Origin of the sequence: Bradyrhizobium diazoefficiens USDA 110 (assembly GCF_000011365.1) — a bacterium.
GTDB lineage: Bacteria > Pseudomonadota > Alphaproteobacteria > Rhizobiales > Xanthobacteraceae > Bradyrhizobium > Bradyrhizobium diazoefficiens.
Genome location: NC_004463.1, coordinates 4,217,900 through 4,231,757, shown reverse-complemented (window position 1 = coordinate 4,231,757; position 13,858 = coordinate 4,217,900). Strand labels below are relative to the sequence as shown.

Here is a 13,858-nt window from a genome sequence, read left to right as displayed (position 1 = left end):
GCAATGACCGTGCTGAACTGGCCCGAGATCCTTCTGCGCCTCGGCGTCGCCACGCTCGCAGGCTGCGCCATCGGCCTCAATCGTGACCTGCACGGCAAGCCGATCGGGCTGAAGACGCTCGGCATCGTCGGGCTCTCGACCGCAACCGTCGTATTGCTGGCCGTGCAGTTCGCCGAGGCGGGCAAGATCACCGATGCGGCAAGCCGCGTCATCCAGGGCATCCTCACCGGCATCGGCTTCCTCGGTGCCGGCGTCATCGTCCACGAAAGCGACAGGTTTCGCGTCCGCGGCCTGACCAGTGCCGCCTGCACCTTCCTCGCCGCCTGCCTCGGCATCGCCTGCGGCGTCGGCCAGTGGCCGATCGTCGGAACGGCGCTGACACTGGCCTTCCTGATCCTCACCGTCGGCAATCGCGCCGAGCACTGGCTGCACCGGATGCTCGGCGCCAGGGACGAGACGCACGAAACCGATGCGTCGCCGAAGACGCGCTCCCCGGATGAGAGCTAGAACCGAAGCCGCCGCGCCCACAGCGGTTTCAGCAATTCGAGCACCGTCAGCACCAGCAGCCCCGCGCCGAGCGCGATCATCAGATCGTCCGCATGCAGCGGACCAAAGCGGAACAGGCTGGAGGCCGGCGGCCAGAGCAGCGCGGTGGCGAGAACGAGAGCCACCCCCGCGAAGATCCAGGTCAATGCGGGATTTGGACGGAAGAACGCGGACGCGAACGATGCGCTGAAGGACCGATTGACCAGGACCAGAGCGACAATGCAGACGACGAGCGTCACGAAAGCGAGCGTCCTCGCCTCGTCGGCGACGAGGCCGGAGCGAAGCGCGCCGACGAATATGATGGCGGTCAGGGCAAATGCGAGGGCCCCCTGAAGCACGCTCCAGCCAACCAGTGCCCACGAGAACAGCGCGGCATCAGGCCGCCTCGGCGGACGCGTCATCGCATCGCGCTCGTCCCGCTCCGCCTCGAACACCAGCGAGCATACGGGGTCGATGATCAGCTCCAGAAATGCGATGTGCACCGGACTGAAGATCAGCGGCAGCCCGAAGACCAGGGGCAGCAGCGCAAGTCCCGCGATCGGGACATGAACGGCGAAGATGAAGGCCATCGCCTTCCGCAGATTGTCGTAGATGCGGCGGCCCAGACGAATAGCCGACACGATCGAACCGAAATCGTCGTCGAGCAGCACGATCGCCGACGCCTCTCGCGCGACGTCGGTCCCGCGCCCTCCCATCGCGATGCCGATGTGGGCGGCCTTGAGCGAAGGCGCGTCGTTGACGCCGTCGCCGGTCATCGCCACGATCTCGCCGTTGAGCTTCATCGCCTGGACGATGCGCAGCTTCTGCTCCGGCAAAACCCGGGCGAACACGTTGACATGCCCGACGCGTTTCGCGAGCTCCGGATCATCCGCCAGCCTGACCTGATCGCCGGTCATGACGTCACGGACATCGAGTCCGGCCTGGTTCGCGATGGCAACGGCGGTTGCCGGATAATCGCCCGTGATCATGACGACGCGGATCCCCGCCGCGCGGCATTCGCGAACCGCCTCCGGGACATGGGGCCGCAGCGGATCGGCAAGCCCGACCAAGCCGACAAATCGAAACGCGAAATCCTCCTGGGTCGGCGGGAGTGAAGCGTCATCGCAGGCGGCAACGGCCATCCCCAGCACGCGAAGCCCGTCCCTCGCCATCGCGCTGGCGGCATCTCGCACCGAATCCTGATCAGCAGCGTTCATCCTGCACAGGCGCGCGATCGCCTCGGGTGCGCCCTTGGCGCATGCGACGAGGTCCGCCCGGCCGGCCGTGCGCCAGACCTGCGTCATGGCCAGCAGCTCGGGGCGCAGACCGTAGGTACGCACCAGCGTCCGGTCGCCGTCCGGCGCATCGCCTCCCCGCAAGGCGTCCTGCGCGAACAGATGCAGAGCCTTCTCCATCGGGTCGAACGGTTCCGGAGAGCTCGCCAGGGCACCGCAACGCGCCAGCTCGATGAATTCAGGCCTGGCGTCATCCCGCCCGGCGCTCTCCGGACGCATGCGTGCCCCGTCGAGCAGCCGCAACTCCGCGACGGACATCTGGTTCTGCGTCAGTGTCCCGGTCTTGTCGGTGCACAGCACGGTCGCAGAGCCGAGGACCTCGATGGCTGCGGCTCGCCGCGTCAGGACGCGCGCCTGCGAAATCCGCCAGGCTCCCATCGCCATGAAGACCGTGAGCACGACGCCAAATTCTTCCGGCAACATCGCCATGCCGATGGCGATGCCCGCAAGCAGCGCTTGCAGCCAGTCCCCACGCAAGACTCCGTAGAGCGCGACGGCGGCCACGCTGACGACCGCGCCGCCGAGGAAGCAGAGCCGCACCAGTCTTGCGGTCTGTTGCCGAAGCCGGGGCGGCTCGGTTTGCAAGCCGCGCAGCGACAGCCCGATCTTCCCGATCTCGCTGCGCGGGCCGGTGGCCTCGACCAGCGCCAGCCCCTCGCCGCGCACGACGAGCGAACCTGAATACACGAAGGGCTGATCCTCGCCGCCCGGCCGCTGATCGGCTGACATGGCCTTGCCGGCAGCCCGCTTGCGGACGGGCACCGACTCGCCGGTCAGCAGCGACTCGTCGATCTGCAGATCGCGCGCGTCCACCAACGCGGCGTCGGCCGGAATCCGGTCGCCTTCGCCGAGGACGAGCAGGTCGCCGCGCACGACCTCGCGGCCCGGGATGCGCCGACGCGCACCGTCCCGCACCACGAGCGCGCGCGGGCTGCTCAGGTCGCGCAAGGCTTCCAGAACGCGCTCGGTCCGGGTCTCCTGCACCACCGTGATCACGATCGACATCGCACCGAAGACCAAGAGGATCAGCGCTTCCCTGAGATCGCCGAGCACGAGGTAGACCAGCCCACCGCAAAGCAGCAGCACGAGCATCGGCTCGCGCAGCACTTCCATGACGATGCGGAGCGGACTGCGTCGTTCGGGCCGAGGCAATTCGTTGGCGCCGTCCTCTTCCAACCGCGCCCGAGCCTCGACCTCGCTCAGCCCGGCCGGTCTTTTGGCTTCCGTGGCGCTCACGTCTTCCGCCGCAGGCTCCAGAGACTTCCGGCGAGCAGGACGGCCGTCACGAGCAGTATGGCGACGAAGGTCTGGATGATTGTGAAGTTCAGCGCATCACGCGCGACGAACAGCGCGGTGATGGCTCCGGCCAGGACAAACAGAATGCGAAGGATCAGGCTCATCGTCGCGTCTCCAGGTCGGCATGATCCGGAGCCCACCTGGCGACGCGGGAGCGCAATGCTGGTTCGGCTGTCATGCCGGCGGACCTTAGCGGCCGCCGCCGACGCCGATTTGCGATACGTCAATTTTACCTGCGCCGTTGGGCCGCACGTTCGGCCCGGTCCGCCGCCTGCGCCTCCTCGACATCCAGCGTAATCGACACTTTCAGGAACGGCGCGCCCTGCCAGCGGACGTCCACGACGACGGGCCGCGCACGGCCCGGCCGCGGCATCGGGCGGCTCAAAGCGTCGGCGACTGGTGGAGATAACGGCCGTCGAAATCCGCGAGTTCGAAGAACTTCTGCTCGTCGAGTACGGTGACGCGGCCGCGCTGAAATTCCACGATCCCCTCCTGGCGCAACTGCTTGATCACCCGGTTGGCGTGGACCGCCGTGATCCCCAGGGCCTCGCCGATCTGCTCCTGGGTCAGCGGCATCTCGAAAGTGTTGCCGTCCACGCGACCGATCACCCTGAGGCGCTCGCGCAGCTCGATCATGACATGGGCGAGGCGTGCAGGCGCCGGACGCTGGCCGACATTGACGATCCATTCGCGAAACATCGCGGCGTCGATCAGCGTGTCCCGCCAAAACATCTCGGCGACGACCGGTCTGCGTTGGTGCAATCTTCGCAGCGTATCATGGCTGATGAAGCCCAGCGTGCACGGCGTCAACGTCGAGAGCTCATGGTCCATCACGTGCAGGAACAGGCTCATCAGGTCCGGGATCTCGCCCGGAATGTGCAGGGAGAGAATCTGTCGCTTGCCGCTCGCGATCGTCTTGGAGCGCGCGCAAAATCCCTCGACGATCAGGCAGCATTCGGTGGCCCGCTCGCCGTCCCTCACCACGGGCGTCTCCGCCGGATACTGTCTCACCGCGATCGGAAGCGCTTCGATTTCTCTGACATCCTCCTCCGAAATGCCGGAAGAGACGCGCAAACGCCTGACAAGCGCAGCACGAATCGTGTCGCTGGGCACGCGAAGTCGCTCCGTTTGCATGAATTGGACCCATGGCGCGCCGGGCGCCGCCGTCATGAAACCCGCGATCCGCGCCCCCGTTCCAACAAAAGTTAAGGACGCCGCTCGCGTCCGCATGGTTGGCTCCGCGCCGGAAAGGCCAGACCATGACCAAGAAACGCAACCGTACAAAACCGGCCCTGTCTCTCCAGGAGCGCTTGGACAAGTTCACGCAAGAGGCCCGCGCCGCCGCCAGGAAGCTGCCGGCCGGCGCCGAGCGCCACACGCTGTTGCAGAAGGCGCGCGACGGCGAGGCGGCCGCGGAGATGGAGCGCCTGCTGTCCCCGCCCGGTCCGCAAGCCCCGAAGTGATCTGCGACGCGCTACGCCGCTAGCGCTTCGCCATCAACTCGAGCGCCGGGGCAAAGCGCTCGGAAAACGTCAACGTCTTGGCGTGGTGAACTGCGGCAAACGATGCCGAGATTCCCGCTGAGGCGACCGCGAGCAAGGCAATTGCGAAAACCAGACGGCGCATTTTGGCCTCCTGTGTGAGCTCGACTACCCCACACAGATGGGACGGCTCTGTTTCAGGACGGTTTCGTGCGAACAGAAAATGGCTTCGCTCAAGAGGCTGTGATGAGGTCCTGTCGCGGGGCCGCAGCCGCCATACACTAATAGGTAGTTGCTGCTGTCTTGCAGCGGGTGCGAGCCGTGTCAGGAATTTTACGCACGCGCTCACGATCCTGAAATCGCAAGACTGCCGCAACAGGCAACATTTGCAGGAGTGCAAAGTCTTCGAGGATCACTCACATGAACGTCGTCATTCAGAAGCTCAATGGCCTATGGCACCTCATCATCGGATCGAGCCGGATCCGAACGCCCTTCCTGGAAACCCAGGAGCGCGCGCTGGTCGTGACTTACGCCCGGCGCATCTACCCCGGCGCCAAGATCTTCCAGCGCGATTGATCTGAGCCGCCGCGCCTAATCGTCGTCCGCCGGCCCGCACCAGCCCGGCAGATAGATCGCATCCTTGCTCTTGGCCGCGGACAGCGCCTTTTCCAGCGCCTTGTCGAAATTGGCATCCACCGCCTTGCGCGACAATTTCCGGCGCAGATAGTCGGCCCACAGGAATTCGGAGAACGGCGTGGTGTCCTTGGCAAATCCCCCCAGGCGGCGGAGCTCGCCGGCGAGGCTGCGGAAGGGATCGTCCCTGAGATCGGCGACTGATTTCGGCAGGTCGCGGAACGGCCGCCTTTCGCCCTTGGAATCGTAGGGATAGACCCAGCGCTTGTTGTCCATCACGCCCCAGAAGGCCTCGCGCTCGACCATCCTGAGGTCGCCGACGACAGTCACCAGCACTTCCTTGACGCCCTCGTCGTGCAATGCGCGGCCGAGATGATGATGGTCGATCACGTAGTAACGCTTGTCCGGCCCGTACACGACGGGGATCATGTGCTTGCCGAGCAGATCGGCCTGCTTCTTGCTGTCGTGCTCGCGCCAGCGTTTGCGCTTCTCCTTGACCTCGCGCATGCCGACCGTCATCTGCGTCGGCCGAAGCGACAGGATCGGCACCGGATGCACCCTCGGCTCGCGCGCGTTCGTGGTCATGGTCGAAGAGCCCCTCACATTGTTGGTTGCAACCGGTGGTCCAGGTTCCATGATTATGCCATGGGCCTTGCGGCGACAAAATGCGTTCGGCGCGCAAAGGGAGATCACAAGCCGATGTTCGCGGGACCGGGCACGGCAGGTGCCATGGCTGTTTTGCAGCGCAACCCCGCGCATCCTGACACCGGCATGACGACCGCTGTCGCGGGCCTTCGCGAAGAGGTCGTGCAAAAGCGCAATGCACGTACGCGTTGAGAAGATTTTCTGCAACGCGTTCACCACGTATGCTATCAAAAACCGCTGCTTCGGAGTGATCCTCGCACCATGAAATCCCAGCGGCCCATAAGCTCTGATGAGGAGCACCGGGTGCTCCAGTTCAGGCCGCGCACCTCCCCCTCCCCGACGGTCCACCGGGGCAACGGCACCGTGCAGCCGATGCGCGGCGCGCCCAAGCCGCTCGACCTGTCGCGCTACGAGCAGCCTCGCACCGAGCCGGACGATTTCCGCCACCGCATGCTCGCCAACATCGCCGCGCTCGCCTTCACCATCGCGCTGACCGCGATCGGGATCTGGCTCGCCGTGAGCATCGCCGACCTGCGCCGGACCCAGGATTGCGTGCTGATGGGCCGCCGCGACTGCGCCAAGATCACGACGCCGCACATCTAGGCCCGGCCCGCCGCCGATCCCCCGCCGCAAAGGGGCTCCGGCAGGCATCCCCAGCTCCGTCCCTTGCTGTCCCCTTGGCCTGCCCGGCTCCATTGAACTCAGGGCGGCGCTCCGATATACGGGCTCTCGACCCGGCCAGAGGGGGGTTGAGGGCGTCATCAGGGGCGCGATGCCCACCCGCCATGCCACTCTGGAACATCTGACAAATATCTGCAATATATCAAAGGCTTAGTGATGTCCTCCACATTCGATCAGGTCGCTACGATCATCGCTGAAACCTGCGACATTCCGCGCGACACGATCACGCCGGATAGCCACGCCATCGATGACCTCGGCATCGACAGCCTCGATTTCCTCGATATCGCGTTTGCGATCGACAAGCAGTTCGGCATCAAGCTGCCGCTGGAAAAGTGGACCCAGGAGGTCAACGACGGGAAAGCGACCACCGAACAATATTTCGTGCTGAAGAACCTGTGCGCGCGCATCGACGAGCTGGTTGCAGCCAAGGGCGCGAGCGCCTAATCGGGCGGCCATGCAACTCGAATACTTTCACATGATCGATCGCATCGTCGACCTCAGGGTCGACGAGAAGACGATCGTCGTCGAGGCCCAGGTCCCGAAGGAAAGCACCGTCTTCGAGGGACACTTCCCGGGCTATCCCTTGATGCCCGGCGTGCTCCTGATCGAATCGATGGCGCAGGCCTCGGGCTGGCTTCAGCTCGGCGTGTTCAAGTTCGAGCGCATGCCGATCCTGGCCGCCGTGAAGGAGGCCAAGGTGCGCGGCTCGGTGTTCCCCGGCGATCTCATGACCATCGAGGCGAGCCTCTCCTATGAGGGCTCGGGCTACGCCATGACCGAAGCCAAGATCAAGGTCGGCGGCAAGCTGCGCGCGAACTCGGCGCTCACCTTCACGCTGATTCCCTTCCCCAACGCGGACATGCGCGGATACATGGCGAAAGTCGCCGAGCGCGTCGGCTTTCCGCAGCAGGCCGTATCGCCATGACTGACACCGCTTCGACGCCCGGCCAGACGGAAGTCTGGATCACCGGCATTGGCCTTGCCACCTCGCTCGGCGAGGGCCTGGACGCCAACTGGGCCGCGCTCCAGGAGAAGCGCATCAATGTCGACGAGAAGGGCTTTGCGCCCTACATCGTGCATCCGCTGATGCCGGTCTCCTTCGACAGCCAGATCCCGAAGAAGGGCGACCAGCGCCAGATGGAAGCCTGGCAGCGCATCGGCACCTATGCCGCGGGCCTCGCGCTCGACTCTGCGGGGATCAAGGGCAACAAGGATATCCTGTCGAAGATCGACATGGTCGTGGCCGCCGGCGGCGGCGAGCGTGATCTCAACGTCGACACCGGCGTGCTCACGGCCGAGGCCAAGGGGGCGAATGCGCCCGGCTTCCTCAACGAACGCCTGATGAGCGATCTCAGGCCGACGCTGTTTCTGGCCCAGCTCTCCAATCTCCTCGCCGGCAACATCGCCATCGTGCACGGGCTCGGCGGCACCTCGCGCACCTTCATGGGCGAAGAGGTTGCGGGCGCCGATGCGGCCCGCATCGCGCTCGCGCGCATCGCCTCGGGCGAGAGCGACATCGCCCTGATCGGCGGCTCGCACAATGGCGAGCGCAAGGACCTCATGGTCCTCTACGAATTCGGCGACTTCAACCTGAAGGACAAGTTCGCTCCCGTCTGGGCGCGCAAGGACCACGCCGGCTTCGCGCTCGGCTCGGCCGGCGCGTTCCTGGTGCTGGAATCGAAGGCGCATGCGGAAGCGCGCGGCGCAAAGCCGTTCGCAAAACTGTCGAGCGTGGTGGCCGATCTGGCCCGGCGCAAGCAGCCCGGCGACATGGCGGCGACGCTGGAGAAGCTTTGGGCCAAGCTGCCGAAGCGCGAGGGCAAGGGCGCGATCATCACTGGCGCGACCGGCGCAGAGCCCGCGACATCCGAGGAGCGCGGCTTCCTGAAGGGCCACGCCGACTTCCCGGTTCGCTCGACCGGCACGATGTTCGGACACACCATGGAGACGCAATTCCCGCTCGGAATCGCGCTCGCCGCGCTGTCGATCTCGCGCGGCGCACTGTTCCCGCCGAACGATTCCACAGGGACCGAGATTGAAATGCAGGGGGCACCCACCCAGATTGTGGTCGTGGGGGCCGGACACTGGCGCGGCGAAGGCATGGCGCTGGTCGAGGCCGTAAGCTAGCTCTAGCGGGGGATCGACATGACTGCACCACGCGACAAATTCGGGCGTCCCGTCGTCGTCGTCACCGGCATGGGCATCATGACCTCGCTCGGCGCCGGCAAGGCGGACAATTGGGCGAAGCTCGTCGCCGGCGAATCCGGCATCCGCACCATCACGCGCTTTCCGGTCGACGGCCTGAAGACGACGATGGCCGGCACGGTCGATTTCGTCAGCGTCGATCCGTTCTCCTCCACCGGCCTGTCCGAGCGGATGGCCGAGATGGTCACGCAGGAAGCGCTCGAGCAGGCCGGCATCGGCGCCAACGCCGATTTCCCGGGCCCCCTCTTCCTCGCGGTCGCGCCCGTCGAAGTCGAATGGCCGCAGCGCCGCGAGCTCGGCCGCGCCGTCGGCAAGCTCGACTTCACTTATGACGACCTGCTGCGCATCTCCGGCGGCGGCAAGTACAGCGCCTATCATCACCGCTTCATGTTCGGCTCGGTCGCAGCCCATCTCGCCGAGACTTTTGGCACCAAGGGCTCGCCGATCTCGCTGTCCACGGCCTGCGCCTCGGGCGCGACCTCGATCCAGCTCGGCGTGGAAGCGATCCGCCGCGGCGAGACCGATGCCGCGCTGTGCGTCGCGACCGACGGCACGGTGAATCCGGAAGCGCTGGTGCGCTTCTCGCTGCTTTCGGCACTATCGACCCAAAACGATCCGCCGCAGGCGGCTTCCCGCCCCTTCTCCAAGAACCGCGACGGCTTCGTCATGGCCGAAGGCGCCGGCGCGCTGGTGCTGGAAAGCTATGAAGCGGCGACTGCGCGCGGTGCAAAAATCCTCGGCGTGATCGCCGGCTGCGGCGAGCTCACGGATTCCTTCCACCGCACTCGCTCCTCGCCCGACGGCAAGCCGATCATCGGCTGCATGAACAAGACGCTGGCCGATGCCGGCATGACCCCGGACCAGATCGACCACATCAACGCGCACGGCACCGCGACACCCGAAAACGACAAGATGGAGTACAACACGACATCGGCCGTGTTCGGCGATCTCGTCTCGAAGATTCCGGTCACCTCCAACAAGTCGATGGTCGGCCACACCATCTCGGCCGCAGGCGCCGTGGAGGCGATCTTCTCGCTGCTGACCCTCGAGCACCAGCGCATCCCGCCGACGATCAACTACGAGACCCCGGATCCCACGATCCTGTTCGACGTCGTCGGCAACAAGGCGCGCGATGCGCGCGTGACCGCGGTCATGTCGAACTCGTTCGGCTTCGGCGGCCAGAACGCCTCGCTGATCCTGACCCGCGAACCGGCCTGACCGGACGTATGGCGCTGCTTCCTGCGAGCACGAAGGCCCGCGCGCGGGAGGCTGCCAAATCGATCGGCGGCACCCTGATCGGCGCCGCCACGGTCGGCATGCTGCGCACCACGCGCTATTTCGATCCGGTCAAGACCTCGGACTTCTTCTCACGCGTCGTGAAGCTGATCGGCCCGCGCCTGCGCGAGCACCGCATCGGCCGCGCCAATCTCACCGCTGCGTTTCCGGAGAAATCGCCGGAGGAGATCGAACAGATCCTGATGGGCGTCTGGGACAATCTCGGCCGCGTCGGCGCCGAATTCGCCCATATGGACCACGTCTGGGATTACGACCGCGACCATCCGGAAGTGAGCCGGATCGAATTGCCCAAGCGCAGCATCGAGCTGTTCGACCAAATCCGAGACGACGGCAAGCCGGCGCTGATCTTCGCCGCTCACCTCGCGAACTGGGAATTGCCGGCGCTCGCCGCCGTCGCGCACGGGCTGGATGCCGCGATCCTCTATCGCCGGCCGAACATCGCCTCCGCCGATCGCATCATCCAGGAGATGCGCCAGGTCAACATGGGCACGTTGATCCCTGCGGGGCGCGATGCGCCGCTCCGCCTCGCTCAGGCGCTGAAGGACGGCAAGCACGTCGCCATGCTGATCGACCAGTACCTGACCGGCGGCGTCGAGGTCACCTTCTTCGGGCGCAAGACCCGCGCCAATCCGATGCTGGCGCGCCTCTTGCGCCAGGTCGAATGCCCGATCCACGGCGTCCGCGTCATCCGCAAGCCCGGCGGCCGCTTCGCCGCGGAGCTGACGGAGGAAGTCCCGCCGGTCCGCGATGCCGACGGCAAGATCGACATCCAGGGCACGACGCAGGCGATCACCAACGTGGTGGAAGGCTGGGTGCGCGAGCATCCCGAACAGTGGTTGTGGCTGCACCGCAGGTGGCGCTAGCTACGCCGTCATTGCGAGGAGCGAAGCGGCGAAGCAATCCAGAGCGTCTCCGCGAATCGATTCTGGATTGCTTCGCTTCGCTCGCAATGACGGGTGCCGCACGTCAGCGCCCCGTCTTCACCTTGGTCCAGAGCCGGTTGATGATGCGCTGGGTCGCCGGCTCACGCGCCGTGATGACGAACAGTTTTGCGAGCGTCGCTTCGTCCGGATAGATGTTCTTGTCGCCCAGGATTTTCGGATCGACCAGCTTCTGGCTGGCGAGGTTGCCGTTGGCATAGGACAGGAAGTCCGAGTTCTTGGCGGCGACGTCCGGGCGGTAGAGATAGTTGATCAGCTCATAGGCTTCGCTGACGTTCTTGGCATCCGCGGGGATCGCGAGATTGTCGAAGAACATCTGCGCGCCCTCCTTCGGGATCGTGTAGCCGATCTCGACGCCGCTCTTGGCTTCCGCAGCGCGGGCGCGGGCCTGCATGATGTCGCCGGACCAGCCGACCACGAAACAGATCTCGCCGGTGGCAAGCGCGCTCAGATATTCGGACGAGTGGAACTTGCGCACGGACGGGCGAACCTTGGCGACGGCATCGGCGGCCTTCTCGAGGTCCGCCTGCTTGGTCGAGTTCGGATCGAGCCCGAGATAGCTCAGCGCCGCCGGAAAGATGTCGTCGGCGGAGTCGAGCATGTGCACGCCGCAGTCTTTGAACTTGGCGAGGTTCTCCGGCTTGAAGACGATGTCCCAGCTGTCGATCTTCGCGTCGGGTCCGAGGATCTGCTTCACCTTGGCGACGTTGTAGCCGATGCCCGTGGTGCCCCACATGTAGTTGGCGGCGTAGACGTTGCCGGGGTCGTAGATGCCGAGGCGCTGCGTCACGACAGGCCAGGCATGGCTAAGGTTCGGCAGCCTCGACTTGTCGAGCTTCTGGAAGATGTTGGCCTTGATCTGGCGCTGGAGGAAATAGGCAGTCGGCACCACGACGTCGTAGCCGGACTTGCCGGCCATCAGGCGCGTCTCCAGCGTCTCGTTGGCGTCGAACGTGTCGTAGACCACCTTGATGCCGGTCTCCTTGGTGAAGGCCTCAAGGACATCAGGCGCCATGTAGTTGGACCAGTTGTAGAAGTTGACGACCCGCTCCTCGGCGCCTGCGGGGGCGGAGAGCAACGTCAGCGCAGCGGCGATCGCGAGGCCAAAGCCAAGGCCAAAGCGAAGTCCGGAGCGGCCGACGTTCGTCATCTCTGTCTACCTCTTGCGTCCACGCACGGCGTCCGACAGCCGCTCCAAGGCGGTGTCAAGCGTCTGGTCCTTCTTGGCGAAGCAGAAGCGCACCACCGAGGTCACGGGGTCCTGCTCGTAGAACGCCGAGACCGGGATCGCCGCGACCTTGTAGTCCTTCACGATCCGCCAGCAGAACTCGGTATCGCTCTCGTTGAGCCCGAGCGGCGACAGGTCGACGGTGAGGAAGTAGGTCCCTTGCGACTTCAGCACGGGGAAGCCGAGGCTTTCGAGACCCTTGGTCAGCCGGTCCCTGCTCCGGGTCAGGTCCTTGCGCATCGACAGGAAGTAGTCGTCGGACTTGCCGAGGCCATAGGCGACGGCGGCCTGCAGGTTCGGCGCGGTGGTGAAGGTCAGGAACTGGTGCACCTTGGCGGCGACGCGCAAGAGCGGCGGCGCGGCGCAGACGAAGCCGATCTTCCACCCCGTCAGCGAGAATATCTTGCCGGCCGAGCCGACCTTGATGGTGCGCTCGCGCATGCCCGGGATGGTGATCAGCGGGATGTGCTTGTGCTCGTCGAAGGTGACGTGCTCCCAGACCTCGTCGCAGATCGCGATGACGTCGAACTCCTGGCAGTAGCGCGCCAAGAGCTCGAGGTCCTCGCGCGGATAGACCACCGCGGAGGGATTTAAGGGATTGTTGAAGAGCACCGCCTTGGTCTTTGAATTGAAGACGCTTTTCAGCATGTCCTCATTCAGCCGCCAGTGCGGCGGCTCGAGCCGGACGAGGCGCGGAATACCGCCGGCCTGGCGGATGATCGGCAGGTAGGAATCATAGACCGGCTGGAAGCAGACCACCTCGTCGCCGGGCTGCACCACCGCGAGGATGGCCGAGGTCAGCGCCTCGGTGCCGCCGGAGGTGACCATCACCTCGCTCATCGGATCGAGCTTGAGGCCGTGCCAGTGGCCGTAATGGGTTGCGATCGCCTGGCGCAGCTCCGGCAGGCCCATCATCGACGGGTACTGGTTGTAGCCGTTCAGCGAGGCGTCAGCCGCGGCGCGGCGGATGTCCTCGGGGCCGGGATCGTCAGGAAAGCCTTGGCCGAGATTGATGGCGGCGTTGTCGCGCGCGGCCTGCGACATCGCCTCAAAGATAGTGACGGGAAGGTCGGCGAAGACCTTGTTCAGGGACGAGCTCTTGGACATCGGCCGGATCAGCCACCGACCTTGCTGGGAAGACCTGCCGCCTTCCAGCCCAGCATGCCGCCGGCCAGATGCTTGTCGTAAGGCAGGCCCGCCGCCTGCGCCGCGAGCGAGGCCGTCACCGAGCGCTTGCCGGAGCGGCAGGCGAACACGACCTGCTTGCCTTGGGGATCGGGGATCGCCTTGGGGTCGAAGGTCGAGAGCGGAACCACGACGCCGTAGGGATAGGCCTCGGCGTCGACTTCGTTCGGCTCGCGGACGTCGACGAGCAGATAGCGTCCCTCCGCGACACCCTTGGAGACCTCGTCCGGGGTCAGATCCTGTACTTGATTTGCCACATCATCCTCCAACGTCGCGAGCCGCATGCCGGGGCGATCCCGGCGGGCGGCAACCTCGCCTCTCGGGAGACGAAAATCAAGCGCTCCAAAGGCTTGAGCCGCGCGGCGCAAGTTAAAGCTAAATCGCAGCGACTTGAAGTCCGGCGTTCAGGATGCCCTCACCACGCATTCGGTGTCATTCCCCGCGAAG

Annotated in this window: 17 protein-coding genes; 9 read left to right on the top strand and 8 right to left on the bottom strand. The window is 65.4% G+C overall.

The features are described 5' to 3' along the window. Nucleotides 1–3 precede the first annotated feature (3 nt). Nucleotides 4–507: an MgtC/SapB family protein gene (locus BJA_RS18900; RefSeq protein WP_011086597.1), complete on the top strand. Its 504-nt coding sequence runs from the start codon at nt 4–6 to the stop codon at nt 505–507. Here the strand turns inward: BJA_RS18900 and BJA_RS18895 are convergent. The 3 genes from BJA_RS18895 to BJA_RS18890 all read right to left on the bottom strand — a co-directional run bounded on the left by BJA_RS18895 (nt 504) and on the right by BJA_RS18890 (nt 4,229). Continuing rightward, nucleotides 504–3,056, bottom strand: a complete 2,553-nt coding sequence (locus tag BJA_RS18895) for an HAD-IC family P-type ATPase (RefSeq protein WP_011086596.1) — start codon at nt 3,054–3,056, stop codon at nt 504–506. The genes BJA_RS18900 and BJA_RS18895 overlap by 4 nt on opposite strands. Continuing rightward, nucleotides 3,053–3,220: a hypothetical protein gene (locus BJA_RS42300; RefSeq protein WP_165405372.1), complete on the bottom strand. Its 168-nt coding sequence runs from the start codon at nt 3,218–3,220 to the stop codon at nt 3,053–3,055. The genes BJA_RS18895 and BJA_RS42300 overlap by 4 nt, the downstream gene beginning before the upstream one ends. A 277-nt stretch (nt 3,221–3,497) precedes the next feature. Further along, nucleotides 3,498–4,229, bottom strand: a complete 732-nt coding sequence (locus tag BJA_RS18890; RefSeq protein WP_038966262.1) for a Crp/Fnr family transcriptional regulator — start codon at nt 4,227–4,229, stop codon at nt 3,498–3,500. 146 nt (nt 4,230–4,375) lie between these two features. Here BJA_RS18890 and BJA_RS18885 point away from each other — a divergent pair, with 146 nt between their 5' ends. After that, a complete protein-coding gene (locus BJA_RS18885; protein ID WP_011086594.1) occupies nt 4,376–4,579 on the top strand; it encodes a hypothetical protein in 204 nt (67 codons plus the stop codon). A 19-nt stretch (nt 4,580–4,598) separates the two neighbouring features. Here BJA_RS18885 and BJA_RS42295 read toward each other — a convergent pair whose 3' ends face one another. Then, on the bottom strand, nt 4,599–4,742 hold the full coding sequence (locus BJA_RS42295; RefSeq protein WP_165448150.1) for a hypothetical protein: 144 nt from the start codon (nt 4,740–4,742) through the stop codon (nt 4,599–4,601). A gap of 275 nt (nt 4,743–5,017) precedes the next feature. On the opposite strand from BJA_RS42295, the gene BJA_RS42290 reads away from it, so the two are divergent. Beyond that, nucleotides 5,018–5,173: a hypothetical protein gene (locus BJA_RS42290; protein ID WP_165448149.1), complete on the top strand. Its 156-nt coding sequence runs from the start codon at nt 5,018–5,020 to the stop codon at nt 5,171–5,173. 15 nt (nt 5,174–5,188) lie between these two features. Here BJA_RS42290 and BJA_RS18880 read toward each other — a convergent pair whose 3' ends face one another. Further along, a complete protein-coding gene (locus BJA_RS18880; protein WP_028170879.1) occupies nt 5,189–5,815 on the bottom strand; it encodes a ParB-like protein in 627 nt (208 codons plus the stop codon). A gap of 321 nt (nt 5,816–6,136) precedes the next feature. Here BJA_RS18880 and BJA_RS18875 point away from each other — a divergent pair, with 321 nt between their 5' ends. The 6 genes from BJA_RS18875 to BJA_RS18850 all read left to right on the top strand — a co-directional run bounded on the left by BJA_RS18875 (nt 6,137) and on the right by BJA_RS18850 (nt 10,920). Further along, a complete protein-coding gene (locus BJA_RS18875; protein WP_028170878.1) occupies nt 6,137–6,478 on the top strand; it encodes a hypothetical protein in 342 nt (113 codons plus the stop codon). Nucleotides 6,479–6,712: 234 nt separating this feature from the next. Beyond that, nucleotides 6,713–7,000, top strand: coding sequence for an acyl carrier protein (locus BJA_RS18870; protein ID WP_007592476.1), 288 nt, complete (start codon nt 6,713–6,715; stop codon nt 6,998–7,000). Nucleotides 7,001–7,010: 10 nt separating this feature from the next. After that, nucleotides 7,011–7,481, top strand: a complete 471-nt coding sequence (locus BJA_RS18865) for a 3-hydroxyacyl-ACP dehydratase FabZ family protein (RefSeq protein WP_011086591.1) — start codon at nt 7,011–7,013, stop codon at nt 7,479–7,481. Further along, entirely contained in the window at nt 7,478–8,683 is a 1,206-nt protein-coding gene (locus BJA_RS18860; protein ID WP_011086590.1) for a beta-ketoacyl-ACP synthase, read from the top strand. Before BJA_RS18865 ends, BJA_RS18860 begins: the two co-directional genes overlap by 4 nt. A gap of 18 nt (nt 8,684–8,701) precedes the next feature. Then, nucleotides 8,702–9,979, top strand: a complete 1,278-nt coding sequence (locus BJA_RS18855; RefSeq protein ID WP_011086589.1) for a beta-ketoacyl-ACP synthase — start codon at nt 8,702–8,704, stop codon at nt 9,977–9,979. An 8-nt stretch (nt 9,980–9,987) separates the two neighbouring features. After that, entirely contained in the window at nt 9,988–10,920 is a 933-nt protein-coding gene (locus BJA_RS18850; RefSeq protein WP_011086588.1) for a lipid A biosynthesis lauroyl acyltransferase, read from the top strand. A 103-nt stretch (nt 10,921–11,023) separates the two neighbouring features. On the opposite strand, the gene BJA_RS18845 is transcribed toward BJA_RS18850, so the two are convergent. Genes BJA_RS18845 through BJA_RS18835 form a run of 3 tightly spaced genes read right to left on the bottom strand, consistent with a single transcriptional unit; the run spans nt 11,024 to nt 13,668 of the window. Next, nucleotides 11,024–12,148, bottom strand: coding sequence for a polyamine ABC transporter substrate-binding protein (locus tag BJA_RS18845; RefSeq protein ID WP_011086587.1), 1,125 nt, complete (start codon nt 12,146–12,148; stop codon nt 11,024–11,026). Between the two features lie 6 nt (nt 12,149–12,154). Continuing rightward, entirely contained in the window at nt 12,155–13,333 is a 1,179-nt protein-coding gene (locus BJA_RS18840; RefSeq protein WP_011086586.1) for an aminotransferase, read from the bottom strand. Between the two features lie 8 nt (nt 13,334–13,341). Beyond that, a complete protein-coding gene (locus tag BJA_RS18835; RefSeq protein WP_038966259.1) occupies nt 13,342–13,668 on the bottom strand; it encodes a rhodanese-like domain-containing protein in 327 nt (108 codons plus the stop codon). Between the last annotated feature and the right edge of the window lie 190 nt (nt 13,669–13,858).

Coding starts and splice junctions, on each gene's coding strand:
- BJA_RS42290 (WP_165448149.1), top strand. CDS start 5,018: ATGAACGTCGTCATTCAGAAGCTCAATGGCCTATGGCACCTCATCATC.
- BJA_RS18880 (WP_028170879.1), bottom strand. CDS start 5,815: ATGACCACGAACGCGCGCGAGCCGAGGGTGCATCCGGTGCCGATCCTG.
- BJA_RS42300 (WP_165405372.1), bottom strand. CDS start 3,220: ATGAGCCTGATCCTTCGCATTCTGTTTGTCCTGGCCGGAGCCATCACC.
- BJA_RS18860 (WP_011086590.1), top strand. CDS start 7,478: ATGACTGACACCGCTTCGACGCCCGGCCAGACGGAAGTCTGGATCACC.
- BJA_RS18845 (WP_011086587.1), bottom strand. CDS start 12,148: ATGACGAACGTCGGCCGCTCCGGACTTCGCTTTGGCCTTGGCTTTGGC.
- BJA_RS18870 (WP_007592476.1), top strand. CDS start 6,713: ATGTCCTCCACATTCGATCAGGTCGCTACGATCATCGCTGAAACCTGC.
- BJA_RS18865 (WP_011086591.1), top strand. CDS start 7,011: ATGCAACTCGAATACTTTCACATGATCGATCGCATCGTCGACCTCAGG.
- BJA_RS18850 (WP_011086588.1), top strand. CDS start 9,988: ATGGCGCTGCTTCCTGCGAGCACGAAGGCCCGCGCGCGGGAGGCTGCC.
- BJA_RS18885 (WP_011086594.1), top strand. CDS start 4,376: ATGACCAAGAAACGCAACCGTACAAAACCGGCCCTGTCTCTCCAGGAG.
- BJA_RS18875 (WP_028170878.1), top strand. CDS start 6,137: ATGAAATCCCAGCGGCCCATAAGCTCTGATGAGGAGCACCGGGTGCTC.
- BJA_RS42295 (WP_165448150.1), bottom strand. CDS start 4,742: ATGCGCCGTCTGGTTTTCGCAATTGCCTTGCTCGCGGTCGCCTCAGCG.
- BJA_RS18855 (WP_011086589.1), top strand. CDS start 8,702: ATGACTGCACCACGCGACAAATTCGGGCGTCCCGTCGTCGTCGTCACC.
- BJA_RS18900 (WP_011086597.1), top strand. CDS start 4: ATGACCGTGCTGAACTGGCCCGAGATCCTTCTGCGCCTCGGCGTCGCC.
- BJA_RS18840 (WP_011086586.1), bottom strand. CDS start 13,333: ATGTCCAAGAGCTCGTCCCTGAACAAGGTCTTCGCCGACCTTCCCGTC.